Origin of the sequence: Microbulbifer sp. GL-2, assembly GCF_007183175.1 — a bacterium.
Lineage (GTDB): Bacteria > Pseudomonadota > Gammaproteobacteria > Pseudomonadales > Cellvibrionaceae > Microbulbifer.
Genome location: NZ_AP019807.1, coordinates 3,784,833 through 3,811,168 on the forward strand (window position 1 = coordinate 3,784,833; position 26,336 = coordinate 3,811,168).

At 53.6% G+C, this 26,336-nt stretch carries 21 protein-coding genes; 11 read left to right on the plus strand and 10 right to left on the minus strand.

The window, feature by feature from the left end; all coding sequences use genetic code 11:
* Positions 1–31: 31 nt before the first annotated feature.
* Positions 32–2,941, minus strand: a complete 2,910-nt coding sequence (locus tag GL2_RS16525) for an insulinase family protein (protein WP_143731675.1) — start codon at positions 2,939–2,941, stop codon at positions 32–34.
* Positions 2,942–3,113: 172 nt separating this feature from the next.
* Between GL2_RS16525 and GL2_RS16530 the strand changes: the two genes are divergently transcribed.
* The 3 genes from GL2_RS16530 to GL2_RS16540 are packed head-to-tail and all read left to right on the plus strand — an operon-like array spanning position 3,114 to position 4,954.
* Positions 3,114–3,839: a DUF599 domain-containing protein gene (locus GL2_RS16530; RefSeq protein ID WP_143731676.1), complete on the plus strand. Its 726-nt coding sequence runs from the start codon at positions 3,114–3,116 to the stop codon at positions 3,837–3,839.
* Complete coding sequence (locus GL2_RS16535; protein ID WP_143731677.1) at positions 3,832–4,170, plus strand: nucleotide pyrophosphohydrolase; 339 nt, start codon at positions 3,832–3,834, stop codon at positions 4,168–4,170. Before GL2_RS16530 ends, GL2_RS16535 begins: the two co-directional genes overlap by 8 nt.
* Positions 4,160–4,954 carry a methyltransferase gene (locus GL2_RS16540; protein WP_143731678.1) on the plus strand — a complete coding sequence of 265 codons (795 nt, stop codon included), beginning with the start codon at positions 4,160–4,162 and terminating at the stop codon, positions 4,952–4,954. Before GL2_RS16535 ends, GL2_RS16540 begins: the two co-directional genes overlap by 11 nt.
* On the opposite strand, the gene GL2_RS16545 is transcribed toward GL2_RS16540, so the two are convergent.
* Entirely contained in the window at positions 4,955–5,482 is a 528-nt protein-coding gene (locus tag GL2_RS16545; RefSeq protein ID WP_143731679.1) for a molecular chaperone DnaJ, read from the minus strand.
* Between the two features lie 163 nt (positions 5,483–5,645).
* Between GL2_RS16545 and msrA the strand changes: the two genes are divergently transcribed.
* Positions 5,646–6,269 carry a peptide-methionine (S)-S-oxide reductase MsrA gene (gene msrA / locus GL2_RS16550; protein ID WP_143731680.1) on the plus strand — a complete coding sequence of 208 codons (624 nt, stop codon included), beginning with the start codon at positions 5,646–5,648 and terminating at the stop codon, positions 6,267–6,269.
* A gap of 95 nt (positions 6,270–6,364) precedes the next feature.
* Here the strand turns inward: msrA and GL2_RS16555 are convergent, their stop codons facing one another.
* From GL2_RS16555 to GL2_RS16570, 4 genes are all read right to left on the minus strand, one after another.
* A complete protein-coding gene (locus GL2_RS16555; protein WP_143731681.1) occupies positions 6,365–7,207 on the minus strand; it encodes a sulfurtransferase in 843 nt (280 codons plus the stop codon).
* A 589-nt stretch (positions 7,208–7,796) separates the two neighbouring features.
* The gene (locus tag GL2_RS16560; RefSeq protein ID WP_143731682.1) at positions 7,797–9,443 is read right to left on the minus strand and encodes an alpha/beta hydrolase; all 1,647 of its coding nucleotides are present in this window, start codon (positions 9,441–9,443) and stop codon (positions 7,797–7,799) included.
* A 60-nt stretch (positions 9,444–9,503) separates the two neighbouring features.
* Positions 9,504–10,121, minus strand: a complete 618-nt coding sequence (locus GL2_RS16565; protein WP_143731683.1) for a trimeric intracellular cation channel family protein — start codon at positions 10,119–10,121, stop codon at positions 9,504–9,506.
* A 219-nt stretch (positions 10,122–10,340) separates the two neighbouring features.
* Positions 10,341–11,525, minus strand: coding sequence for an acyl-CoA dehydrogenase (locus GL2_RS16570; protein ID WP_143731684.1), 1,185 nt, complete (start codon positions 11,523–11,525; stop codon positions 10,341–10,343).
* Between the two features lie 502 nt (positions 11,526–12,027).
* On the opposite strand from GL2_RS16570, the gene GL2_RS16575 reads away from it, so the two are divergent.
* The 3 genes from GL2_RS16575 to GL2_RS16585 are packed head-to-tail and all read left to right on the plus strand — an operon-like array spanning position 12,028 to position 17,670.
* Positions 12,028–13,281: an efflux transporter outer membrane subunit gene (locus GL2_RS16575; RefSeq protein ID WP_232053655.1), complete on the plus strand. Its 1,254-nt coding sequence runs from the start codon at positions 12,028–12,030 to the stop codon at positions 13,279–13,281.
* The gene (locus GL2_RS16580; protein ID WP_143731685.1) at positions 13,281–14,522 is read left to right on the plus strand and encodes an efflux RND transporter periplasmic adaptor subunit; all 1,242 of its coding nucleotides are present in this window, start codon (positions 13,281–13,283) and stop codon (positions 14,520–14,522) included. The genes GL2_RS16575 and GL2_RS16580 overlap by 1 nt, the downstream gene beginning before the upstream one ends.
* Positions 14,515–17,670, plus strand: coding sequence for an efflux RND transporter permease subunit (locus tag GL2_RS16585; protein ID WP_143731686.1), 3,156 nt, complete (start codon positions 14,515–14,517; stop codon positions 17,668–17,670). The genes GL2_RS16580 and GL2_RS16585 overlap by 8 nt, the downstream gene beginning before the upstream one ends.
* Before the next feature lie 22 nt (positions 17,671–17,692).
* Here GL2_RS16585 and GL2_RS16590 read toward each other — a convergent pair whose 3' ends face one another.
* From GL2_RS16590 to phhA, 3 genes are all read right to left on the minus strand, one after another.
* Complete coding sequence (locus GL2_RS16590; protein WP_143731687.1) at positions 17,693–18,862, minus strand: cation:proton antiporter; 1,170 nt, start codon at positions 18,860–18,862, stop codon at positions 17,693–17,695.
* Positions 18,863–18,951: 89 nt separating this feature from the next.
* On the minus strand, positions 18,952–19,428 hold the full coding sequence (locus GL2_RS16595; protein WP_143731688.1) for an Lrp/AsnC family transcriptional regulator: 477 nt from the start codon (positions 19,426–19,428) through the stop codon (positions 18,952–18,954).
* Positions 19,429–19,731: 303 nt separating this feature from the next.
* Positions 19,732–20,538, minus strand: coding sequence for a phenylalanine 4-monooxygenase (gene phhA, locus GL2_RS16600; RefSeq protein WP_143731689.1), 807 nt, complete (start codon positions 20,536–20,538; stop codon positions 19,732–19,734).
* Positions 20,539–20,733: 195 nt separating this feature from the next.
* Here phhA and GL2_RS16605 point away from each other — a divergent pair, with 195 nt between their 5' ends.
* Positions 20,734–22,158, plus strand: a complete 1,425-nt coding sequence (locus tag GL2_RS16605) for a TyrR/PhhR family helix-turn-helix DNA-binding protein (RefSeq protein WP_143731690.1) — start codon at positions 20,734–20,736, stop codon at positions 22,156–22,158.
* A 7-nt stretch (positions 22,159–22,165) separates the two neighbouring features.
* Here the strand turns inward: GL2_RS16605 and GL2_RS16610 are convergent, their stop codons facing one another.
* Positions 22,166–22,483, minus strand: coding sequence for a DUF962 domain-containing protein (locus GL2_RS16610; RefSeq protein WP_143731691.1), 318 nt, complete (start codon positions 22,481–22,483; stop codon positions 22,166–22,168).
* A gap of 143 nt (positions 22,484–22,626) precedes the next feature.
* On the opposite strand from GL2_RS16610, the gene GL2_RS16615 reads away from it, so the two are divergent.
* The 3 genes from GL2_RS16615 to GL2_RS16625 all read left to right on the plus strand — a co-directional run bounded on the left by GL2_RS16615 (position 22,627) and on the right by GL2_RS16625 (position 26,181).
* The gene (locus tag GL2_RS16615; protein WP_143731692.1) at positions 22,627–23,850 is read left to right on the plus strand and encodes a CaiB/BaiF CoA-transferase family protein; all 1,224 of its coding nucleotides are present in this window, start codon (positions 22,627–22,629) and stop codon (positions 23,848–23,850) included.
* A gap of 107 nt (positions 23,851–23,957) precedes the next feature.
* A complete protein-coding gene (locus tag GL2_RS16620; RefSeq protein WP_143731693.1) occupies positions 23,958–24,323 on the plus strand; it encodes a VOC family protein in 366 nt (121 codons plus the stop codon).
* A 457-nt stretch (positions 24,324–24,780) separates the two neighbouring features.
* Positions 24,781–26,181, plus strand: a complete 1,401-nt coding sequence (locus GL2_RS16625) for a tryptophanase (protein WP_232053656.1) — start codon at positions 24,781–24,783, stop codon at positions 26,179–26,181.
* The last annotated feature ends 155 nt before the right edge of the window (positions 26,182–26,336 follow it).

The following is a 26,336-nucleotide window of genomic DNA, read 5'->3' on the forward strand; positions in this document are numbered from 1 at the left end:
AATATCACCGGGGCTGGAGTACAGGTCTCTGTTAGAGCTTCTCTTCCTGCAGGTTGAGCGTGGCCGCTGCTTCGAGGCCCTGGGGACCTGTTACTACGGCGGTGCTGGCTTTGTCCGGGTCCAGGTAGGTAGCGCCGACCCGCTGCAGGTCTTGCAGAGTTACCTCTGTCACTTGCTTGCGGAATTTCTGGCGCACGGCGTGTGTGCGGCCATAAAGGCCGGAGTGGAAGTTCTTTTTGGCTTCACCTGCCGGAGAACCTGGTTTGTCCAGGCCGCCGACTACACCGAGGACGGCTTCCTCAACTTGCTCTTCCTTGTGTTTTTCTTCCGCCAACCACTTGAGTGAGGCATCGAAGTCCTGCAGGGTTTCACCCATGCGCGGATCTCGATAGGAATAGAAACGGAACACGCCGATATTGCTGTCATGTGCTGCGCCACCACCATAGGCACCGCCCTGTTCACGGATAGTGCGGTGCAGGAAACCGTTGCGCAGGAAGCCACTCAATACGGATAGCGGGGCCGCATCTGGATGGGACATAGGGACGGTGGGATAGGCCTTGGCACAGAAATTTACCTGGCTATTGGCGATCCACAGCTCTTCCACGCGCTTGCGCTCAAACGGAGCTTCCGGGTTTGCCGCAGCGACACTGGAGTTGGAAGTGAGTGGTGCCAGGGTCTGGCTGAAGCTGCCAATTTTATCTTCCTCACCCACCAGTAGAAATTGGCGAGGTGATGCCAGTATTTTCTGGTGAATAGCCTGGAATTGGGCGGAGAGTTGTTGCAGGCCTTCCTCTTTGTCCAGGCCCGCGACCATTGCTTTCAGGTCGCGCAGGCCTAGCAGGCCGCCAGTGGCGTGGCTCTCCCAGGCGGCGCGGTTGTAGCCAGCACTGGCTGCAGCCATGGCCAGGGCATGGCCATTACCTACAACGCCTTGCTCGCGACGGGCCAATGTCTGCAGCAGCAGCTCTTTAATCCGGGCGTGCTCATCAAAGCGTACCTGTTCCATGGTGGCTTGCATCAGCTCGGTAAGCCCACCTTGATTGCGCGCCAGTGCTTTGCCGGACAGGACAAAGTGACCAGACAGATGATCGAGATTGTCGATGGCCGTCCGGCTGCTGGTAAAGCTGTGCAGAGCACCGACAACGCTGGTCTGCCACTGTTGTACTTCCAGGTAGTCCTTTTCGCCCAGACCGACTTCACTGAGTACCTGGCAGTAGTAGGGCAACAGCTGCTTTTCTTCTTCGGTGAGCTCAGGTAAGGCGCAGACCATCTGCTGGTAAACCAGGCCGTTGGTGCCAGCGCTATAGCGCGTCAGTTTTTGCGGACCCAGCTCAATGGCTTCGCCTTCTACATCGGGCAGCTCTGCGGGGATGTCCTCCACGCCGACTTTGGGCAGAATAGAGGCATCATCTTCGCGATTTTGTCGGTCAGCCAGGGCTTTGGCAGTTTCGACAATCTGCGCCTTTTCCTTTTCGCTGAGGTTTGCTTTGATTTGTGCCAGTTGCTCTTTCTCGGCCTGCTCACGGCGAGCGGCTAATTGATCGTCAGGGCTCAGTACCAGGCGCACACGGTGTTGGTTTTCAAGCAGCAGTTCGCGGGCCTTATTGGCAATAAATTTCGGGTCCTTGATCTGTTTGCGCAGCCTTTCCAGGGTGGCGTCGATATTCAGTAGACCGATGGCGTCGCCGCGGTGGGTGGCTCCTGTCAATGCAGTAAGGATCAACTGTAATCCGAAGGGGTAGCCATCGCCGCCAATTTCCCGTTGCTGAAGTTCCAGCTGATGCAGGCTGGCTTCCACTTGTTCATAGGGGATACCGTTTTCGGCAACGTCCTTCAAGACTGCGAGAACCTGCTCCTCCAGCTCGTCGGCATTCTCTCGTTCACTGCCTTCAATACCACAGACAAATACCAGCTCACGCTGGGAATCATCCAGCCCCACAAGCGGGGAGGGGGAGGTGCCCAGGTCAGAGGTTTCCAGTAGTTTCATCAGAGGGGAGGCGCTGTTGTCCAGAAGGACGCCGGCGAGCAGGTGTGCGGTCAGGGCTTCTTCCAAATCGGTGACGTCGCCGAGCAACCAGCTCAGGACGATATGGGTCTTGCCGTTCAGCGCTTCGCCATTCAGTGGGTAGTGCTCTTCTACCTTGAGTGGTGCCTGGTAGCGGTCTTCGCGACCTACAGAGATCGTCTTTTCCAGCTGCTCGAACTTGTGCAGGGCTTTCTCTTCGAATGCGGCCTGATGCTCTGCGGCGGGAATATCACCGAAGGTCATAAAAATGGCATTGCTCGGGTGATAGTGGCTGCGATAGAAAGCCACCAGTTGTTCATAGCTGAGCTTGGGTATATCGGTCGGCTCGCCACCGGAGTTGTAGTGATAGGTGGTAGTGGGGAACAGGTATTTACTCAGGGTGTGCCACAGCTGCGAGCTTACGGAGCTCATGGCACCCTTCATTTCGTTAAACACTACACCCTTGTACACCAGCTCACTGCTGGCGTTATCCGCTTCAGTAAACTCCAGGCGGTGACCTTCCTGGGCAAAATCCAAAGGATCGAGGCGGGCAAAAAATACCGCGTCCAGGTAGACGTCGAGCAGGTTGTCAAAATCCTTGCGGTTCTGGCTGGCAAATGGGTAGGCAGTCCAGTCGGAGCTGGTAAAGGCATTCATAAAGGTGTTGAGCGAACGCCGGATCATCATAAAGAACGGGTCCCGCACCGGGTACTTGTCACTGCCGCACAGTGCGGTGTGTTCAAGGATATGCGCTACGCCGGTGGAGTCCTCGGGCACTGTGCGCAGCGCCACCAGAAAAACATTTTCCGGGTTGTCGGAGGCGATATGCAGGTGCTGGGCACCGGTGGTGGTGTGGCGGTATTCCTCGACGCGAACGCCGAGGGAATCGATTTCTGCGCTGGTAACCAGTTTGAATGCAGGATGTGAGTTGCTCAAAAGACAGCTCCCTGGAGTTATAGGAAATTTCTGGCCGGCACTGTCGCCGGCGAAAGAGCGCTATTCTACCGCTTGCACACACCGGAAAGACAGTGTTGACAAGGATGCCAGCAAGGCGAAGACTTCGCCTTCCAATGCCCCGGCATAAATGTAGACGAAAGGGAGATAGAGGTTGTCCTGGTTGGATATTGCCAGCGTCACTGGTTTTTTTATCACATGGGTGGGTTACACCGTTTTTGCGCGAAAAAAGGCCAAGGAAACCTGGTGTCTTACTTCCTCCCTGCAGTGGTATCGGGTGGAGTGGATGATGCGTATGCTCGATCGCGATATGCGTATGGCGGATACAGCGATCCTGAGTAACCTCGAAAGGGTGATCGGTTTCTTTGCCTCCACCAGCATCCTGATACTGGCGGGCTTGGTCACGGCTCTGACGGCAAATAAAGCCGCTATCGAAGTGATTACCAGTTTGCCTTTTGCAGAGCCAACTTCTGTTGAGCAGTTCGAGCTCAAAGTTATGCTGTTGATCCTTATTTTTATCTACGCATTTTTTAACTTTACCTGGTCGCTGCGCCAGTATTCGTTTGCCAATGTGTTGATCGGTGCAGCGCCACCACCTGAAGCCGACGATCTCTCCGAGGAGGAGCGTCGCAGATTTGCTATCAGTATTTCAAAAGTGATCGACCACGCGGGCCACAGCTACAACTACGGCTTGCGCTCCTATTACTTTTCCATGTCAGTATTGAGCTGGTTCATCCATCCGCTGTTGTTTATCGCCAGTTATCTGTTTGTGGTGTGTGTACTGTATCGGCGCGAGTTCTTGTCCAAGGCGCTGAACTCGATTTTGGCGGCGCGTGAAGGTGGCCTGGAACGCCAGCAGAGGAAAAAGATTGATGAATGATCGTGAAATCCTGATGGCCTTCGATGAAGTTGCTGAAGCTCGCGGTTGGCAGTCTCTGCATTCAGCAAAAAACCTGGCCATGGCGCTGTCGGTAGAAGTGGCAGAACTCGGGAGGCACTTCCAGTGGAAAGATGACAGTGAAATCTGCGCCCTGATGGAAACTGGAGGTGCTGCAGAGGTTGCTGCAGAGCTGGCAGATATCCAGATGTATCTAACCAAGTTGACGGCGGTGCTGGGGGTTGATTTGGACACTGCATTGCGTGACAAAATCAATGAGAATCGCAGCCGCTGTTTGGCTGCCTTGCGCAGTGAGGAATCCGATGAGCGCTAGCCGTTTCAGCGATCGCAATTTTGATGACCTGGCACACCGTTTTCGTAATCGTATTTATGGAGGGCTTAAGGGAGACATTCGCCTGGCAGTGTTAAACAGAGACCTGGCACCTCTGCTCAATTCGGAATCACACTCCTTAAAAGTAGTGGATGCCGGTGGCGGCCAGGGGCACTTTGCAATGGATCTGGCCCAGGCCGGACATAAGGTATACCTCGCCGATATCTCTGCACAGATGCTCGAGCACGCCGCTGCCGAGGTGGAACAACGGCAGTTGCAAAAACAAGTGACGCTCCTGCATAAGCCACTGCAGGCCTTGCCGCAACAGGCAGAACTGCGCGAGGCAGACCTGGTGATCTGCCATGCGGTGCTGGAATGGCTGGAGCAGCCTCAGCTGGCAGTGCGACAATTACGCAGCCTGTTAAAGCCCGGCGGCCATCTCTCCCTGACATTCTACAATCGACGCGCGCTGGAGTTTCGCTTGCTGCAGCGTGGTAGCTTCCGCCAGCTGGAGCGCAATATCGATGGAGATTACTGGGGTGGGCATCCTGGCAGTCTTACCCCACAAAACCCGTTATTGGAGGAATGGGTAGAAGAGTGGTTGAGTGAGGCGGGTTTTGAAGTGTCGTGCCACAGTGGTATTCGTTGTTTCCACGATTTTATGACGCCCTCAATCCGGGATAAATTACCGGTAGCGGCGATAGTGCAGAAGGAATTGGAATACTCCCAGCTGGATCCCTACCGACAGCTTGCTCGATATATCCACTTCCTCTGCAAGGCGCGCTGATCACAAAATGTTCAACAGCAACTCTTTTGCGGCATTCACCCGAGAGGCCAGGTAGTCATTGCCACCACGGTCCGGGTGTAGCTTTTGGATCAGTTTGCGGTGCGCACCGACAATTTCCTCCTTGCCCGCGTTAGCACCCACGCCGAGAATTCGCCGTGCTTCGTGTTCTGTGAGTGGCGGGCCCTGGTTGTTTTGAGCCGCCTTTTGCTCCTGCCAGTTTTCCTCCCCCTGTTGTTGATTCTGTTGCTGCTGGCCGCGGGAGTATCGCTCAAAAAATGGTGCCAGCCAGGGCAAGAAGCGGGTCAGTTGGTTGAGCAAACGGCCTACTACCGGCAGAATTAACAGCACTGCAGCGCCAACCCAATGCAGCCGCCCGCTCAGTGCGAGCAATACTACAAGCACCGCAGCCGCCAGGACTGTAGCGAGGAAAATCTGTTTGCGTTTATTTTCGGGTGCGCTGGCCTTGATCTTCTGCCAGGCGTACCAAGCTGCGAGTAAAATAAGCAGCAGTAAAATTAAGCGTGCCAATGGCGGCTCCTTTTATTGTGAAAAGCCAACTCTCAACCTTTTGGTCAAAAATCTCTCCGGCCTGTTTGATCGCTAGGTTAAACTGGCCTAAGTATGGCTCTGGGCGGATTAGCGGCTTATGGCTATCCTGATTGAAGAAAATTTCAGCACTTGAGATAACAGTATGCAATACGACAAATTCCAGATACCGGATGCGGATCAGATTTTGCCTGGTCGGCCGCAGCCGATGGACATCACTGGCGTCCACTTCGTTAATGGCAATTCTATCAAGGAGCCGTTCCCTGAAGGTATGGAAGTTGCCATATTTGGTATGGGCTGTTTCTGGGGCGCCGAGCGTATATTCTGGGAAACCGATGGTGTTTTTGCCACTGCTGTTGGTTACTCTGACGGGGCCACGGAAAACCCGAATTATGATGAGGTGTGCAGCGGCCGCACTGGCCATGCGGAAGTGGTCAAAGTGGTCTTCGACCCAAAGGTTATCAGCTATGCCGAGCTTTTGAAGCTCTTTTGGGACATGCATGACCCAACTCAGGGCATGCGCCAGGGTAATGATATTGGCTCGCAGTATCGCTCCTGTGTTTTTTGTACTTCCGATGAACAGAAGAAAGAGGCGGAAGCCAGCAAGGCTGGAATTCAGGCTGCACTGGATGAAAAGCAGCGCGGCCAGGTCACTACGGAGATCAGCATGGCGCAGCCATTCTATTATGCTGAGGAGTATCATCAGCAGTATATGGCGAAAAACAAGGAAGCCATTTGCCCGATCCTTCGCAATCCCATGCATGACTGATAAAAAAGGGGCGGCTCGAATGCCGCCTTTTTTTCCACAGCTTTCCTTTCTCTTTAACGCTTTCCCGGGTACATCAAATAGGGAGGAGTCCTGACCTATTTCTCCTCCTGCTGGTGGGCACACCAATCGCTCCAACTACCGGGATACAGCAGGGAGTCGTGGCGTCCGGCAAGGTGTTGGGCAAAGAAATTTACACAGGCGGTCACACCTGAACCGCAGTAATTTAACAGGGGGCGCCCGTCAGCCAATGATTCCCACTGCTGGCTGAGAGCCTGTGGGGATTTCACCTTGCCGCTAGATTCATCGGTCATCCTTTTCCAGGGCTGGTTTATCGCGGTGGGGATATGTCCGGCAATGGGGTCTATGGGTTCTTCTAGTCCCTCAAAACGTTCTTGGTCGCGGGCGTCTACCAGCTGCCAGGGGGCATTTCCAAGGGTGGGTTTGAGCTGCTCGTAGTGCACCAGCAGGTTTTCCTTTGGGGTGGCGCTAAAGTTTCCGAGCTCGCATGGCGTCGGTTCGCTGGTTTCCAGTGCTTGCCCTGCATCGAGCCAGGCTCGCAGGCCACCGTTTAAAATGCTGACAGTCTTGTGGCCAAAAAAGTAAAACAGGAACCAGGCCCGCGCGGCAAATCCCAGGCGATTGTCGTCATACACGACGACCGGTGTGTCGCTGTTAATGCCCAGGCTCCGGGCATACTGTTGGAATTGGACGCTGCTGGGCATGGGATGGCGCCCGCCGAAGTGCTGTACTGGCGCAGAGAGGTCCCGGTGCAAGCTGGCGTAGTGGGCTCCAGGGATATGGCCAGCGGTGTAGGCGCGGGCACCACTTTCCGGGTCAGCCAGCTCGTAGCGGCAGTCGAGAATGACAGGAGTCGAGTTTTTTTGAAGCTCCAGCAGGTCCGCAATTTCAATCAGGGCAGTTTCGTCATTTTTTTTCATCTGTCCAATTCCTATTTTTCCTTTGGCTCCGGCTGCTTTGGGTTGCAGCTATAAAAGCGCCTGTCTACACCTCAAAATCAAAGGGGCTTATCTCGCATGACACTAGCACCCACGTAAAAGATCAGGTTGTTGTGGGAACCAAGGGCCCAATTCATTATTGTCGAATCAATTGTGGTACTGAAGTTAATAAGGTTTTTACCCATAGCCCGTATTTTATTTTTGGCCAATGATAGTGACCGGTTATTTTGTAGAGCCTTGTTCGATACCGTTTTGAATCTTCAGTACTCACCTTTCCCATTCGGATTGGGCCTCGGCAGTCTGCGCAAAAAAGGAAAAATAGAGCGCAATTGCAACAATGAATCCAGTGGCGAAGGGCACTGGGTAGTTCCCAGGGGTTTTATTGTTTAGAGGTTCCATCGACATCAACCAGGCTTGCTGATCCGGCAGATGTTTGTCGGTGGAAATCTTCGCTATTTAAAATAGAGTAGGAGTTCCAAAGAGCAGAATCAGACTGTGTCCGGTGGCGTAACCTTCTATGGCTGATGCCCAGGTCTGTGGACCCTAGCGTAGAAAAGTTGCACCGCCACTTTTACTGCCCGCTTTCCGGTGCCGTGGATTCAGGAGCCTGGGTTTCCACCTCACTGGAATCGGCTTGCTGTTCCTCCTCCCGTGACGCCTCTTGATCGGCGAGCTCTTGCTTGCGACAGGCCATGGTGGGTTCGGTCTGATCTTTTACCGGGTTGTCGAGGAAACGGCCGGCAGCTTTTTCTGCACAGCTGCTGGCGGAAATAATATCGTGAGCCAGCTGGGGGAATAACAGCCACTGGTGGTTGGGCAAGGCCCTGCGAGCGGTATCTACATCCCCCACGGCCAACACTGGGTCGAGGCCACCGTGTAACACCATTACAGGTGCGGGAGTGGCAATAGCTTGTGATTCCAATAGTGGCGCTGAGGGAATTGCCCAAATACGGCACTGCAGTTGCAGCAAACTCAGGTCTGAGCGCACGGCACCGCCAAGAATACCGGTTCCTTCGGCGCTAGCGCGGGCCTGATCGAAATCGACAAATGGTGCTTCCTCATAACAAAAATGGCTGACCCCCGCGGCATCGCCAAAATAGGGGTCCAGCACTATTTCCATAAAATGGCTGATCGCTTTTTGGGCTGGCTCCAGGCCTTCATCGCCACTATTTTCCAGCCCCTCGATCATTTTCGGCAGTTCGCTGTAGAAATTTTCGTTGTACAGGGCTTGGAATAGCACCCGTAACAAGCGTTGCCCGGAGAGTACGAAGGGATAGGTTTGCTTGGAGTAGCGGTGTTTAATGGGAATAGTACGGGGTTCTTCATCCAGAGTTTGCACCAGGTTCTCGAGCCTGCGGCGCAGATCCGGGTAGCGGCTATTACATTTTTTGTCCTCGATACAATGCTTGAGGCCACGCTCATATGCGGCCAGGGAATCCTGCGCCAGCTGCTGAGTGTAGGCGATATTGGGAAAAACAGCGCTGTTGAGTACCAGAGCGCCAACAGACTCCGGGTAATCCCGTGCGTAGGTTAGGGCGTATCGGGTGGAGTAGGACACGCCATAGAGATCTAGTTTGTTGATTTTCAGCAACTTGCGCAGTTCATCCACATCCCGAGCGATGACAGTGCTGTTGTATTGGGCCATATCCGCGCCCTTGCTCAGACGGCTGTAGCAACGCTCCATACTGAAGGCGAAGACGCGAGCCTCTTCTTCCGGTGAGAGCTTGCGCTGGAAGGCGGTCTGGGCGTCTTCAATAAATTCACTACAGGTAAGGCGTGGCCTCGCCATACCCGTGCCGCGGGGATCAATCACAATCAGGTCGCGGCCGCCTTCAACTGTCATGGCGGCATAATTGAGCCATAGCCAGTCGCTGGCGTTTTCTGGTTCCAGGCCCATGCTGGCGCCAGGGCCACCAGCGCCTAAGTGCAGTAAGGGGGCTTTGTTGGCATCGGGCTCTTTGGCACGAAAGCGTATGACCGGAAAGCGGACTTTGCGTCGGGTTGGGTGGGCGTAGTCTTCCGGCACTTCCATCATAAAACACTGGGTGAAGGGCCAACTTTCATCGGTTTCAAACCAGCAGGGCTTGGAAACCAGACGGGTGTGGCTCTTGGAGCCCTTGGCCTCACCGGTTTGCCTGTTCCGGTCAGATCGCTCACAGGCACTGACTATTAGGCAGAGAACAATTAGCGGGGCAACGAGTGAGCGAAAGTTACGCAATGGGGTTATTCCTGTGGGCAGTGTCGGATTCTGGTGTTATGCGTTCGAAGTTGGCAGCAATCAATGATTGCCAAATCGCGTTATGGGTGCCGATAGGTTCCAGCGCAGGGCGGCCAGCCGGATGGATAGTATGACGAGCACGGCTATGGCCACTACCAAGTCCCCAGGCAACTTGCTACTGGCATCCAGGGCAACCAGAACAGCAGCGCCAGTGAGTGCGGCGGTGGCGTAAATTTCCCTGCGTAGTAGCAGTGGAATATCGCCTGACAACACATCACGGATAACACCGCCAAAGGTGCCTGTCATCATTCCCATCACAATGGCGATTGTGGCGGAGTAGCCCATCTCGAGCCCCTTCTGGGTGCCGATTACCACAAATACTGCGAGGCCGATGGCATCTGCAACCATCAGCAGGCGCATGGGTACCTGTAAATAGCGTATCAGGTAAAAGCTGACTACACCGGTGATTACGGCAATCCACAGGTAGTAAGGTTCCTGTAGCCAGAATACCGGGATATTCAGGATGATATCGCGGATGGTGCCCCCACCCGTAGAGGTAACGCAGGCCAGTACCACGGCGCCGAACAGGTCCATCTGTTTGTGTCCCGCGGCAAGCACGCCGCTGAAGGCAAAAACCGCTATACCGATCAGGTCGAACCAATGCAGCAGTTGATCCATATCGTCTCTAAATCCACAGACTCGCAAAGCAGGGGAGAATAGCACTCCTTATTTGGCATGGGGAGTGAGGGGTCGACAGTGTGTGACGGAGTCAGCCGGCCGTATAGGATAACCCGCTGTGCTCTCTCATTTTTGATGGGCTGATTCAAGCAGTTGAAATAGGCGAGAAGGGGCGGTGCACCCGCCGGCAAACACCGGGGGCGCACCTGAATGCTGGCCTTAAACGAAAGCCTGCAGACCGGTCTGGGCGCGGCCCAGGATCAGGGCGTGTACGTCGTGTGTGCCCTCGTAGGTGTTTACCGCTTCCAGATTCATCACGTGGCGAATCACATGGAATTCGTCGGAGATGCCGTTACCGCCGTGCATATCGCGGGAGATCCGCGCGATTTCCAAGGCCTTGCCGCAGTTGTTGCGCTTCACCAGGGAGATCATGGTGGGGTCGAACTGCTTGTTCTCGTCCATGATGCGGCCAACGCGCAGGGAAGCCTGCAGGCCCAAGGTGATTTCAGTTTGCATGTCGGCCAGTTTTTTCTGGAACAGCTGGGTCTGGGCAAGTGGACGGTTGAATTGCTTGCGGTCCAGGCCGTACTGACGGGCCGCGTGCCAGCAGTATTCACCGGCACCCATGGCGCCCCAGGAGATGCCGTAGCGGGCACGGTTCAGGCAGCCGAAGGGGCCGCGCAAGCCGCCGATTTCCGGGAACTTGTTCTCTTCGGGTACAAATACGTTGTCCATCACAATCTCACCGGTGATGGAGGCGCGCAGGGAGAATTTGCCTTCGATCTTCGGTGCGGACAGGCCTTCCATACCTTTATCGAGGACAAACCCGCGGATAATGCCTTCATCGTCTTTAGCCCAGACAACGAATACATCGGCGATAGGGCTGTTGGTGATCCACATCTTGGAGCCGCTCAGGCGGTAGCCGCCGTCGACTTTCTTAGCGCGGGTTTTCATGCCGCCGGGATCGGAACCTGCGTCCGGTTCGGTCAGGCCAAAGCAGCCAACCCATTCTCCGGTGGCCAGCTTGGGCAGGTACTTTTGCTTCTGTTCTTCACTGCCGTACGCGTAGATAGGATGCATTACCAGGCTGGATTGCACGCTCATGGCAGAGCGGTAGCCTGAGTCAACACGCTCTACTTCGCGTGCCACCAGGCCATAGGAAACGTAGTTGAGACCGGCACAGCCGTAGCCTTCAATGGTGGAGCCGAGCAGGCCTAGCTCACCCATTTCGCTCATGATTTCCCGATCGAAGATTTCGTGGCGATTAGCCTCCAGGACTCTAGGCATCAGCTTGTTCTGGCAGTATTCGCGCGCGGCGTCGCGCACCATACGCTCTTCGTCGGTGAGCTGCTGGTCCAGCAGCAAAATGTCGTCCCAATGGGCGAGGGGCTGATGTTTACTCATGGCTTGTCTCTTCTACTTCCGTTATTAATCTGCACCGGTTGTCTAGCTGGTCAGGCAGAAAAGGCGCCCAGCCAGCATTGATCGGCGTAGGGACAATCGAAGAATCCCGTGGCAAATCCCGGTGACCATTCAGTTTAGTGTGGCGCATCATACCTAAGTAGTTGCGTTGGAGCACTCTTGCGGACAGCAAAATTTCAATGGATTTTGATCGCGGTTTGTAAACAAGAGTAAAACGCCTTGCCGGGTATTTTTCCGGCGAGATAATGCACGCAATAAATCTCTACTTTTACTGTCTTAAAATTCTTTTTCGGTGATATTCCTTGTGCTTTTACCGCGTTTTGGCAATTTGTATTCCCTTGCTTGCCAGCTGTTCTTCACAACCTCTAGAGAGCCCTCAGTCGCAGGAAATTTTAGGGCTGCCGCCAACTTTTAGTGCTTCAGGCACCGTTGCAGCGGAGTTGCGCTGGTGGCGCAGCTTTGATGACCCCAGCTGGATCAGTTGGTGCGGTTGGCTCTGCAGGATAACCCGGGCTTGCAGGCCAGCTATTGGCGGCTGGAGCAGGCTGCTGCCGCAGCCCGTGGCGCGCGCTCTGGCTTTTGGCCCAGCGTGACGGCCCAGGTGGAAAATACAGAACAGCGCTACTCTTCCGGCGAATTTACCGATCCATCCAACGAGGGCAACAGCTGGAGTACCCGCATAGCGGCCAGTTACGAGGTGGATTTGTGGGGCAGGGTACGTGCCGGTGCCAGTGCCGCTGAGGCGGGTTTCCTGGCGCAGGAGCAAAACCTTCAGACGGCTGCTCTCAGTCTGGCTTCAGAAGTCTCCGCTACCTGGTTACAGCTGCGTGAGCAATGGGGGCAGCGCGATTTGCTCGAGCAGCAGCTGGAGACCAATCGCAAGAGCCTGAAAGTACTGGAGCTGCGTTTCGGCCGCGGCGTCACAGATGCCGCCGATGTACTGCAGCAGCGCCAGCTAGTCCAGCGTTCGGAGCAGGAGCTGGAACAGGCCAAATCTGATATCCAGACGCTCAAAGTGCAGCTTGCCGCGCTACTCGGAACGGATGAGATGCAACTGGAAGGTTATATCCAGAAGGCGGCAAACCTGCCTGCATTGCCAGCTCTGCCGGATACTGGTATCCCCTCCCAGTTATTGTTGCGCCGCCCGGATGTGCGAGAGGCCCAGCGCAATCTGTTGCAGGATTACCATTTGGCGGACCAGTCGTGGGCTGATCGGCTCCCTGTACTCAGCCTGTCCGCAGTCGCCAGCAATGGCACCAGCCTGATTAGTGATATCACCGAGAATTGGCTGGTTGCGATTGCCGCTTCTATAGAGGGTGTAATTTTTGATGGTGGAGCGCTGGCTTCCAAGCGGGACCAGCAGGATGCAGTTTTGCAGGAGAGCTGGGCGCTGTATCGCAGCGCTGTGAATGAAGCGCTTTCGGAAGTGGAGCAGGCCTTGATTCGCGAACGTGCTATCGAGCTGGAACTGGAACATTTACGGGAGCGGGAACGTCTCTCGGAACTGATTGCCCAGCGCCGTAGTCGAGCCTATATCAACGGCACGGTAGATTTCCTCAATGTTTTGACCGCGACGACTGATTACCAAAACCTGGCGCGGGAAGTACTTTCCGCCGAACGCCAGCTGATCGAAAACCGAGTAACACTTTATCGTGCACTTTCCGGGGGGCTCCCACAGGATGACCTCCCCGCACCTGAGCCAGCGGACCTGGAGCTGTACCTGGAGGGAAATTCTTAATGTTGAAGAAATTCAATTGGCGTTTGCTGATACCTGTAATTTTGCTGATCGCCGCCTTTTTGGTTTCCAGCTGGCTTATTCGCGAGAAGCCCACTGTAGGGCGGGGTGAGCGCAATGTGCCTGCGCCGGCTGTGGAAGTTGCTTTGGCAGAGCAGGGGTATTTCTCATTCACGCTGAGTGCCCTGGGTACAGTGACTGCGCGAGAGCAGGCTGAACTGGAACCACAGGTAGATGGCCAGGTTGAATGGCTCGACTACGATCTGGGTCCAGGTGCAGTTTTGCCGAAAGGTAAAATGCTGCTGCGTATAGAACGGGAGCCCTATCAGCTTGCGCTGAAATCCGCTCAAAGCACTCTTGCCAAAAGCCGTGCAGAACTCCAGCAGGAGCGTGGCCAGCAACAGGTAGCCCTGGAAGAATATGAGCTGCTGGGTACAACCTTATCGGATGCCGATCGCGCACTGGTACTGCGCAAGCCTCAGCAGGCAGTTGCCGAGGCGGGAGTGAGTGCCGCAGAGGCTGAGGTGGCACTGGCCCAGCGCAACTTGCGTCTCACCCAGGTTCGAGCGCCTTTTGATGCACTCGTTGTGGAGCGTAGTGTCGATGTGGGTGATCGTGTATCCCCCGGAGACACACTTTACAGTCTGGCCAGCGCCGACCGCTTCCAAATAGCAGTGGAGGTGCCTGCCTCCCAGCTGTATCGCCTGCACAGCAGTGATATTGAAGTGCGCATTTATGGTAGCCAGTGGCCCGCAGATGTTTACCGTCGTGGTGAGTTTGTTCGGGTAATTCCTGTGCTGGAAGAGCAGGGCAGGCTTGCCAGCGTATTGGTGGAACTGGAAGACCCATTGTCCGTTCGGGACCCATCGCAACCCCAGCTGCTGCTCAATGATCTTGTGCGGGTCGAGATCGTTTCCCAGAGTGAGCAGGAACGTGTGCGAATTCCACTAAGTGCCCTGCAGGATGGTGACAACGTGTGGGTGGTGCAGGATAACCGCACTACGGTATTGCCGGTTGAAGTAGCCTATACCAGTGGCGATTATGCAGTACTGGAGAATGGCCTGAGTGGTGGTGAAACCCTGGTGACTACACGCCTGATTACGGTAACTGAGGGTATGCCTGTGCGAATAGCCGGGAAGATCAACCAGCAGCGACTCCCACCGGCAGATGCTGCGGCCTCCGCAGAAAACCCTCTAGGGAAAAAGGGTCCTCGTGGTCGCGATAGCGGAGGTGCGAATGACTGAGCAGAGAGTAATAGACGGGGATATCGATACCCAGAAGGGCGCTATTGCCTGGATGGCGCGAAATCATGTCACCGCAAACTTGTTGATGCTGGTATTTCTTGTCGGTGGGCTGATCTTTTCGCTGATCGTCAAGAAAGAGGTTTTTCCGGAGTTCAGTCTGGATCTGGTCAGCGTTTCTATTTCTTATCCGGGCGCCAGTCCAGAGGAAGTCGAGCGCGGTGTGCTGGTGGCTGCCGAGCAGGCGGTGCAGGGCTTGGTGGGCATCAAGGAAATGCGTGGCAGTGCCCGGGAAGGCTCTGCTGTACTCAACCTGGAGCTGGAAGGTGATGCCGATGCCAATCTCGTTTATCAGAATATCCAGCAGGCAATTGATTCGGTAACGACTTTTCCATCCGATATTGAGCGGCCCCAGGTGAATCTGGCCGAACGCAAGCGTGATGTTTTGGATCTGGTGCTGCACGGTAATCTGGAGGAGCGGAGCCTGCGCGCACTCGCCATGCAAGTGTATGACAATCTGGAGGCCCACAGCGGTATCACGCAGTTGGATACCCAGGGAGTGCGAGACCTGGAAGTGGCGGTGGAAATACGTCGCGATGACCTGCGTCGCTATGACCTCACCCTGGCACAGGTGGCTACCGTCATACAAAACGCCGCGGTGGATATCCCCACTGGCAGCGTAAAGACCGATGCCGGTGAAATCCTGGTGCGGGTTACCGAGCGGCGCGATTGGGCGCGGGAGTTTGGTGATATCGTCGTAACACAGGGGAGTGGCGGCGGCGCTGTTTACCTACGAGATATTGCCACTATCAGCGATGCCCTGGAGGATGAGGCGCGCAACATGGTTTTCAACGGCGAGCCTGCCGTAGGCATCAAAATCTATCGGGTGGGTGACCAGACCCCCCTGAGTGTGAGCGATGCGGCGCGTGAAGTGATAGGCGATGTCCGCGCTTCTCTGCCGCAGGGGGTGAGCCTTACCATCCGCGATGACGATTCAGAGATCTTCAAAGAGCGCCTGTCGCTGTTACTGAAAAATGGTTTTATTGGTTTGTTGCTGGTGTTTGTGGTTCTCGGTGCTTTCCTTGAATTACGCTTGGCATTCTGGGTAACACTGGGTATTCCCATCAGTTTCCTCGGAGCTCTGCTGTTCCTGCCCGGACTGGATATTTCCATCAGTATGGTGAGTATGTTCGCCTTTATCATCGCCCTTGGCATAGTGGTGGATGATGCAATTATTGCCGGTGAGAATATCCACGAATGGCGCCAGAAGGGTTATAGCAATTTACAGGCTGCTATTGCTGGCGCAAGGCAGGTAGCGGTACCTCTGACATTCGCCATTCTGACCAATATTGTCGCTTTTATCCCGTTGATGGCCCTGCCCGGTTTTATGGGCAAGATATTTGGGGTTATTCCCTTTGTCGTGGGCTCAGTATTTATTATCTCCTGGGTTGAGGCGCTGTTTATTCTTCCGGCGCACTTGGCTTACTCGCGCCGCGGCTATAAGAGCCCGAGGGCACGGCGTTTTGCCGCCCGCCAGGAAAAACTGGCCCAAGGCCTGGATCGCTTTGTGCAGCAACGATTTCGCCCGCTGCTCGAAGCCTGTGTACGGCATCGTTACACCACCATTGCAATCGCGGTTTCCACGTTGTTGGTGGTGGGTGGTTATGCCGCCAGTGGTCGTATGGGCTTTACCCTGATGCCCAGGGTGGAAAGGGATTCTGGCCGGTTTGCAGTGACATTTCCTACGGGTACGCCTCAGCATCAGCTGGAAAAAGCCAGGACCCAGATTATTGCCGGGGGAGATAAGGTCCTCGACCAGTACGACCGCGATAGCGTATTTCTCGGTAGCCGCGGTTTGATGGGAGATGACTCTGTTCAGGTGGATTTTTTCTTTGTTCCATCGGATCAACGTGAATTTTCCACAGGAGAATTTGTGCGTGCGTGGCGCAAAGAAGTGGGTGTGATTGCCGGGGCGTTAAGTGCGACAACAGCCTCCGATCGGGGCGGGCCCGGCGCCGGTTCTTCACTAACGGTTGAATTGCGCCATATAGATACTGCGGTCCTGGATCAGGCGGCGGCGAAACTGGGCACTGAGTTGGCAAAATTCCCTAATGTCAGCGATATCGATGCCGGTGTTTCCCTGGGTAAAACCCAGATCGACCTGACTCTCACCGAAACCGCCAAAAGTCTGGGCTTGTCGGCGGAGGAGATTGGCAGGCAGATACGTGCAGCCCTCTATGGTAACGAGGCACTGCGTCAGCAGCGCGGTCGCGACCAGGTTAAAGTGATGGTGCGCTTACCAGAGAGTGAGCGCATCAGTATGGATGACGTTAATAACATTATGATTCGCGCAGGCAGCGGTCTTTGGATGCCACTTACGGATCTGGTGGTTATTGATAAAGGCCGTGCCTACGCAACGATCAACCGCCGTGCAGGACGCAGGGTATTGACTGCATCCGCTAATGTGGAGCCCAGTGATCAGGCAGCATTAGTCATTAATGAACTGGACCGAACGGTTATCCCTCAGTTACAGGCGGAGTTCCCCGGGCTCACAATTTCCTATGAGGGGCGCCAGGCGGATGAGCGCGAGGGGCTTGCTTCGCTGGGGCTGACTTTCCTGCTGGCTATGGCCGTGCTCTATCTGCTGCTGGCGATTCCTTTGAAGAGTTATATGCAGCCACTCATTGTGATGGTGGCGATTCCCTTTGGTGTTATTGGCGCGATCCTGGGTCACCTGGTTATGGGTTATGGCATGAGTATGGTGAGCCTGTTGGGGATGGTGGCGCTTGCCGGTGTGGTGATCAACGATACCCTGGTAATGATCGAATACAGTAATCGCCTGCGTGAGGAGGGTGCGGATATGGAGACTGCGATCAAGCGCGCGGCGGCGCGTCGTTTCCGTCCGATCGTGTTGACCACAGTAACCACCTTTTGCGGTTTGATGCCGATGATTTTTGAAACTTCGGTTCAGGCCAAATTTATGATTCCCATGGCAGTTTCCCTGGGTTATGGAATTCTCGCGGCCACAGCAATTTCTCTTCTGTTAGTTCCCTGTTTGTACCTGATGTTTGGCAAGGATATACCGAGGATATTCAGTGCAATGAAAGGCGGTATTAAATCGCTCGCTGGTGCAGTCAGGGTTGGTGGTTAAAACCCCTTGCAGCTACGCATGGTTAGTCCCTGCGTAGCTCGTCCTTGATCGCGATGGGGTTGGGAAAGTTCATCACCACAATATACGAGGAAACCAGGAAGGTAATGATTGCCGTAGCCTGAATTAAATGGGAAGCGGCGCTACCGATCAGATTCTGGCTAAAGGCGAGCAGGGCGATTAGTAGGGAAAATTCACTGATTTGCCCCAGGCGGAAACCGATATCCCAGGCCAAAAGCTTAAGTTCGCTCTGGTTACCGAGCAGGTAGCGGAATACTACTGGTTTCGCCAGTAGCACTACCGTTGCCGTGACTATTGCCGGGATAACAATTTCCGGCAGCATGGCGAGTTTAAACTGGGCCCCGAGGCTGAAAAAGAACAGGATCAGAAAGAAGTCCCGCAATGGTTTCAGGTTCAAGGCGATGTACTGGGATATCCGGCTGGCGGCTAGGGTAATACCAGCAATAAAAGCACCGATCTCCCTCGACAAGCCCAGTGATTCCCCCAGCTCCGCCATTCCCATACACCAGCCCAGGGCCATTAAAAACACGTATTCGTGAAACCGGTCGAATCGGCTGAAGAGCGGCAGCAACAAGTATTTCACAACTACCCAGGCGAAAAGTACCATCAGGGGCAGAGAGCCAAATGAAAGGGCTATTTGCCCCAAGTGCACATCGCCGCTGCTGTCGCTGAGTAGGATCATCAAACAGATGATGGCAACAAAATCCTGAAATAACAGCAGCCCCACCATCAATTCGCCCAGGCGCTTGTGATGCAACACCGTGGTGGGTAGTAACTTGATACCGATGATGGTACTGGAAAACATCAACGCCATGCCGATAATCCAGCTTTCTGTGGTGGTAAAACCAAACAGTTTGCCGATGCTGAAACCGATACCAAGAAATATTGCGCAACTGACTATACCCACAAAGGTCGCTTTGCGCAGCACAGAGATCAGTGCCTGGGGCTGCATATCGAGCCCCAGCAGGAATAGCAGGAAGATAATACCTACGCTGGACATATCGGAGAGCAGGCGCAGGTTGTCGATCACCGCAAGTCCGGAAGGTCCGAGTAATACTCCGAGGGCAATATAGGCAACGAGCAGCGGCTGGCGACCAAAGAGTGCCAGGGTGGCGACTATTGCCGCGCCACTAAAAATCAGGAAAAAGGACTGAAAGAGAGAGCTGTCCGCCACAGGTCATCCTTGCGAGTGAGCGAGATTCCATCATTATCCATACTTGTGTGGACAGCCGGTAGTCTTCGCTGCTAGTAGCGCCCCGCGAGTTACCCTTTGTTTTCCGAGGGAATAGGTAGCTCTGTGGTGCTCTTGATCTGCTCCAGGGCGAAATTCGAAATGATATCGCTGATGCCCACGCGTCGTATCAACTCTTTATAGAAGCGGTCATAAGCGGCGATATCGCTGACTACCACCCTCAGCAGGTAATCATAGTCTCCGGCCATACGATAACAGTCTACTACTTCTGGCAGCTGCCCCACATGTTCGGCAAAGGCTTCTGCCCACTCTGGAGTGTGCTGGTCGGTTTTCACCTGGGCAAATACCGAAACCGGCAGACCCAGGATTTCCGCATTCAGCAGGGCCACTTTGCGGCGGATAATGCCGCTCTTCTCCAACTTCTGTACCCGGCGCCAGCAGGGGGTCTTGGTCAGGCCCACGCGCTCCGCCAGCTCCTCAATCGAAAGGCTGACGTCGGATTGGAGGATAGCAAGAAGTTGTCTATCAATCGCGTCAAGTGAGGACATAGTGCTACAGCGCTCCCAAAACTACAGGGTTCTGTGTCCTTACAAGTACCTTCAAGCCGTCATTGGCATGCCGCCCCGTGTGTTAGTTAGGCGTTCCGGGTGTAGGCAGAGCTGGAAAGTAGTTTACCTCCCACTACACAACCTGCTGTAACGATAGGCTCAGGCCAATTGTGCCGGTAGTGGAATTTTCCCCAAGTGCAATGTTTGTGAGAGCACTTTGTGTAAATTTTGTATGTACAGGGAAAAAGCGGGCGGGGAGGAAAGCGGTGCCGGGCTGTAAATTACAGCCCGGAAGAGAGCTAATCAAGCTGCATTTTTTGGAGGGAAGCGTGGCTCAAACAGGCCGAGTTCAATGGCTTCGCGCACTTTGGACATCAGGTCGATCTCGGTGAGGTCCTGTAGCTGATGTAAGCCATCAAGCACATAATAGATCGGCTGCACTATATCAATGCGGTAAGGTGTGCGCAGCGCATCGATTGCGGAGAAGTCGTAGCGCTGGGGCTCATTGCTGAGTGCGTACAGTGTCTCCTTGGGCGAGGATAAAATACCACCGCCGTAAATACGCAGTCCGTCCTGCGTGTTGAGCAGGCCAAATTCAACGGTAAACCAGTAGAGTCGAGCCAGGTAAGCGCGCTCTTTCGGCGAGGCCTGCAGGCCCAGTTGGCCGTATTTCTCGGTAAAATTGGCGAAGGCCGGGTTAGTGAGCATGGCGCAATGGCCGAAAATCTCATGGAAGATATCCGGTTCCTGCAGGTAATCGAACTCCTCGGGGGTGCGGATGAATGTAGCCACCGGGAATTTGCGATCAGCCAGGAGGCCAAAAAAGGTTTCAAAACCGATCAAAGCAGGAACCCGGGCTACTTCCCAGCCGGTCTCACTGCGTAAAATACTGGAGACTTCCTCAAGCTGGGGGATGCGGTCACGGGGAAGATCCAGAAGCTCAAGACCGTGCATATATTCGTCGCAAGCTCGCCCTGGAAGAACTTCCAGCTGACGCTCTATCAAGCGCTGCCATGTCTGATGTTCCAGGTCTGTATACTCAATAAAACCCTGTTCATTGGGTTCACGGGCTACGTATTTGGTGCCCTTCTTGGCTGCTTCTTTTTTCATGCTTTAGTCTCCCGCGGTCCGCCAGTCCCCATAAGTGTCGGGTGAAGCTGACCGTGCCGCTGAACCTTTGTTGTTATGTCTCTCCTCTATTTTTAGTCAGGTGGATGTCCATTGGGGAGGGTTGAGGAGGTAATATTGCATCGCTTGCGTTAATCAAATTACACTTCTTGTAAAGATTTCTTTACAGGTGGGCCGGTGAGAGTCGAAATAACTTGTGCTAATCGCGTTGGTATCCTGCATGAAATAATGCAAATTTTCGGCGAATATCGAATAAATGTAACCTCGGGTGAGTTAGGTGGTGACAGTGGCGATAAAGTTTATCTGCTTGCACCAGGCATGCTCAGCACCCAATACCAGACCATAGAGAAATCCTTGTATCGGGTTCCGGGAGTGCAGAGAGTTCGACGTATCTCGCTTCTGCCCATGGAGCGGCGCTACTTTGAGCTGGATACGCTTTTACAACATGTGACTGATCCGGTTCTGAGCGTGGATCGTGAGGGCAGGGTAGTTGCTGCAAACCTGGCTGCGGCGCGAGCTTTTGGTGTCAGCCTGGACAGGGTGCCGGGGCTGCAGTTACAGCGCTTCCTGCCATTAATGCAGGTAGCAGAGCTGCTTAGGGACTATGCCGTGCCCCGCTTTGGCCTGCCGGTAGTAGTGCGTGGGCAGAACTTCCGTGTGGATTGGTCACCTATCGCACTGGATACCCCACGTGATGTGGACTCTCTGGCCGGTGCCGTTTTGCGTATGCAGCCCTGGGAAAAGAGCGAGTTTATTGCCGAGTTACCCAGGCCTGTAGCCCTGTGGGACTTCGACCTGCGCAGGGACAGTTGCCTGCAGTTGCAGGATCTTGCCGAGTTGGCCTCCCCGCTTTTGATTACAGGTGAGCGGGGCACCGGCAAGAGCATATTTGCCGGTGCCGTTCATTATCTATCTCCCGCTGCGGCACGAGCGGATTGTCACCGTATAGTACCCCAGGAGGGCAGGATGGAGATTCCATCGCGCCTGCGTGCCAGTGGAACCCTGATCCTGGAAGACCTTCATCGCCTGAACAGTGAGTCACAAATTGCACTTTTGCGCCGCTTGCGTACCCTGTCGTCCTCTATTCGGTTGGTGGCGACTTGTTGTGACCTAAAAGCCCTGCAGCCGGCAGTGGTCCAGCTTTTTTCCTCTCTTTCTATCTCCCTGCCACCACTGCGTAATATGCGCCCCGCGATTTCACGATTTGCAAGAACCCTGTTGCGGCAGGAATGCCCTGACGAGGCAGAACTGGAGTTTGGTGAGGAGGTTGAAAGCCTGATACGACGGTATGACTGGCCAGATAATTTCAGTGAATTACGAGATTTCATTGTGGCAGCCGCGGGAAATTGCCGTAGGCAAGGTGCTAGCAGCATCACTATGCAACATCTACCGGGCTTGAACTTGCAGGCTCGGCTACCTTGGAAGGATTGGGGACGGGGACTCAACTATAAGGAGATGATGGAGCAATTGGAGCGAGCACTATTAAGCGACCTGATTGCCGGGCGCCCTTCAACCAGGGAGCTTGCCAGAGAGCTGGGAATTTCCCATACCGCGGTCGCCAACAAGCTGCGTAAATATGGCCTGTCGGCGAACAAAAAGTAAACGTAGATTAGCGCGCTATACGACCCAGCAGCATATCTTTAAACATCACGAAGTCACCCAACAAGCTGTAAAACGGATACTTAAAGGTGGCCGGGCGATTGTGCTCAAAAAAGAAGTGCCCGATCCATGCAAATCCGTAACCGGCCATGGGGGTAGTCGCGAACCACAGCATGTTGCCGGTAGTGATTGCCGCAATCACAGTAGCGATGACCAGGAGAGTGCCGAAGAAATGCAGTCTTCGGCAGGTGAGGTTACTGTGTTCCTGCAGATAGAAAGGATAAAAGTCGCGAAAAGATTCGAATTTTTGGGCTTCTATAGCAGCCATGCTGCGCCTCCTTATTTTTATTGCGCACCCCAGTGTACGGCGAATCCTGCCACCTTCCAAGTTGGGCGCCGTTGCAATTTATCTGTTAGTCTGCCGCAAAAATTATTCGGGGGTGCTCCCCGTATCAGCGAAACGAGGAAGTTATGGCAGGTCCGCTCGCGCACTTAAAGGTTCTCGATCTCAGTCGTATTCTTGCCGGTCCCTGGGCCGGGCAGATTTTCGCCGATTTTGGCGCAGAAGTGATTAAGGTGGAGCGCCCTGAACGAGGTGATGACACCCGCCACTGGGGCCCTCCCTACCTGAAAGATACGCAGGGCAATGATACCGTCGATGCGGCTTATTACTTGAGCGCCAATCGTGGCAAGAAGTCCGTTACCGTGGATATCACCACTGAGGAGGGCCAGGAGCTGATCAAGCAAATGGCTGCGCGCTGCGATATCGTGCTGGAAAACTACAAGGTTGGCGGTCTTAAAAAGTACGGTCTGGATTATGAATCCATCAAGGCAATCAACCCTGGAGTCATTTATTGCTCCATTACTGGCTTCGGCCAGACTGGCCCCTACAAAAATCGTGCTGGTTACGATGCCATGATTCAGGGTATGGGTGGCCTGATGAGTATTACCGGAGTGCCAGAAGGACAGCCCGGTGCAGGCCCGCAAAAAGTGGGGGTGGCTGTTGCGGACCTGATGACCGGCATGTATGCCGTTTCCTCAGTACTCGCCGCAGTAGTGCATCGCCAGCAGACGGGAGTCGGGCAGCATATTGACTTGGCTTTACTGGATACTCAGGTGTCTTGGCTTGCCAACCAGGCCCAAAACTACCTTACTTCTGGCCAAAGTCCGGAACGCCAGGGTACTGGCCATCCCAATATTGTGCCTTATCAGGCTGTGCCGTCACAAGACGGCTACTTTATGCTGGCAGTGGGCAACGACGATCAGTTCAAGCGTTTTTGTAAGATCGCTGGTATCGAACAGATAGGGGATAACCCCGCTTATGCCACTAATTCTGCGCGAGTGATGGCCCGGGAGGAGTTAGTCCCGCAAATTGAAGAGGCCACTCGCCAACAAAGTTCTAGCTGGTGGCTCGAGAAACTCAGTGAAGCTCATGTACCTTGTGGACCGATCAATACATTGGAAGAGGTCTTCGCCGATCCTCAGGTGCAGGCCCGTGGCATGGTTGTGGAACAGGTTCACCCGGAAGCCGGTAAAGTTAAAACCGTGCGTAACCCGGTGATTTTTTCAGAGTCTTCCCTCGACTACCAACAGGCGCCACCTGTACTGGGAGAGCACACTGAGGAAGTCTTACGGGATTTGCTTGGAAAAGATGAGGATCAGATTGGCGATCTACGCCAAAATGGGATCGTTTAGAGTTTGCAGCTTGCTCGGCAATAAAGATGTCGGGCTTATGTCTTATATTGTAAAGCGGTGCACCTTCGCACTGCTTTACAGCCAGACAAATAACACAGGGAGGCGTTATGCAACTGGATCATTTTAATATTACCGCACCCATGGACCAATTGGTTCGCGTTCGGGACTTCTACACCGAAGTCCTGGGCTTAACCGAGGGCGATCGTCCAAATTTTAATCGCAATGGATTTTGGCTTTACGGAAACGGCAAACCTATTCTTCATTTGATTGAAGGGGAGGTCTCTGGCGAGCAGCCCTCAAAGCCGTATTTGGATCATGTGGCTTTCCATACAGATGATCTTCAAACGATAAAGGCACGGCTGGACTCTTTAGGCGTTTCTAATAAACAGATGGATGTGCCTGGACGTGACCTCAGGCAGTTAGTATTTTTTGATCCGGTGGGGATTAAAGTGGAGATCAATGCGAAAGTTTAGCTGCTTAAATAATACTGAAAAAACTGCTGAGAACTCTAACTTTGGGAGTTGTAAGGATATTAGCGGTTTTGTTGGCCTAACTTTTAGTTAGGAAGTGTGTTTTTCCGTTAATTTTTCTTGGGGTTGATTGTTCAGAAAGTGCGTGTGGTGTTTCTTATCGTGAAAATCCAACAAAGCTAGAAAGGGTTAATGCTTGCCTGCAGGTTACTGATAATGATGAGGCATTGTTCACTGCCCTTTAGGGAAAATGAATCCTATCGTGAATTTTCATAGAGAAAATAGATAGAATTTGGTGTTGGTATTTTACATTTTCTTGTGTCTGTATATATCCCTTCGATGAACTTTTTACCATTAGCCTATTCATCCCTTCATCTGTACTATATCCGTGTTGAAACAGCATACAGTGTGGCTGAAGTCTGAAGCTCAGTTTTCGCTGTCAGGACTTACAAGGAAAATAATGATGAAGCGTATTCCTGAACCATTCCGTATCAAGATGGTTGAGCCAATCAAAATGACAACATTGGCCGACCGGGAAGAGGCCTTGGCGGAAGCTGGTTTGAACCCTTTCCTGCTACGTAGTGATGATGTGTACATCGATCTACTGACTGACTCTGGTACTGGTGCCATGAGCGATAATCAGTGGGCTGGCTTGATGTTGGGTGACGAATCTTATGCAGGTAGCCGTAACTATTACAACCTTTGTAATGCAGTTGAACATTTTTTTGACTATAAATTAACCGTTCCTGCACACCAGGGCCGGGGAGCCGAGCAGATCCTGTTTCCCGCACTGATCGAACGTATGCGTCAGGTACGTGGCGGCACTACGCCGATATTTATTTCCAACTACCACTTTGACACGACTGCTGGCCACATCGAGTTGAATGGTGGTAAAGCGATTAATGTGGTGGATGAACGAGCCTTTAATACCACCACCGCCTATGATTGGAAAGGAAATTTCAATCTGGGGAGGCTGGTTGAGACGATTGAAGAATATGGGTCGAACAATATTTGTTCGATTATCACCACGATAACCTGTAATAGCTCCGGCGGACAGCCAGTATCTATGGCTAATATGCGCGCGGTTTATGAAATAGCCAAAAAATACGATATTCCCGTAGTAATCGACTCGGCTCGTTATTGTGAGAATGCCTATTTTATCAAGCAGCGCGAAGAGGGCTACCAGGATAAGTCGATCCTGGAAATTATCCGCGAGATGTATCAGTACGGGGATATGCTGACTATGTCTGCTAAAAAAGATCCGATGGTGAACATCGGGGGCTTGTGCTGTATCCGCGATCATGAGGAGCTATTCCAAGCTGTGCGCACTCGTTGTGTGCCTATGGAAGGCTTTGTGACTTATGGTGGAATGGCAGGGCGCGATATGGAGGCGTTAGCACGAGGTCTCTATGAGGCTGCCGATGAGAACTTCCTGCATTACCGTATAAACCAGGTAGCATACCTGGGTGAGCGCTTACGAGAGGGGGGAGTGCCAATCCAGTACCCTACAGGCGGCCATGCGGTGTTTGTTGATGCCGCCAAAATCTTGCCCCATATCCCGCCAGAGCAGTTCCCTGCGCAAGTGTTGACCAATGCCCTGTATCTGGAAGCGGGAATCCGCGCGGTAGAAATTGGTTCATTATTATTGGGGCGCGATCCGGAAACCGGCGAGCAAAAAAAGGCTGATTTGGAGTTGATGCGCCTGACCATTCCGCGCCGTGTATATACCAATGATCATATGGACTATATCGCCGATGCAATTATCGAACTGCAAAACCGGGCCCATGAGTTGAAAGGATTGACTTTTGAATATGAGCCGCCGGTATTAAGACACTTTACTGCAAGATTTGAGTCTCTTTGATTTGAGCGGATCTGCGTAAAAGTTAAAGGCTCCTTTAGGGGCCTTTTATATCCTCATAGTTGTGGCTTGCCTGCGTTTAAGATGTCCGTTTTTTGGCGCAATCACTAGTGGTGAGTGTTGGAAATATCTATCCTTGAAAGTAAGTATTAGGCTCT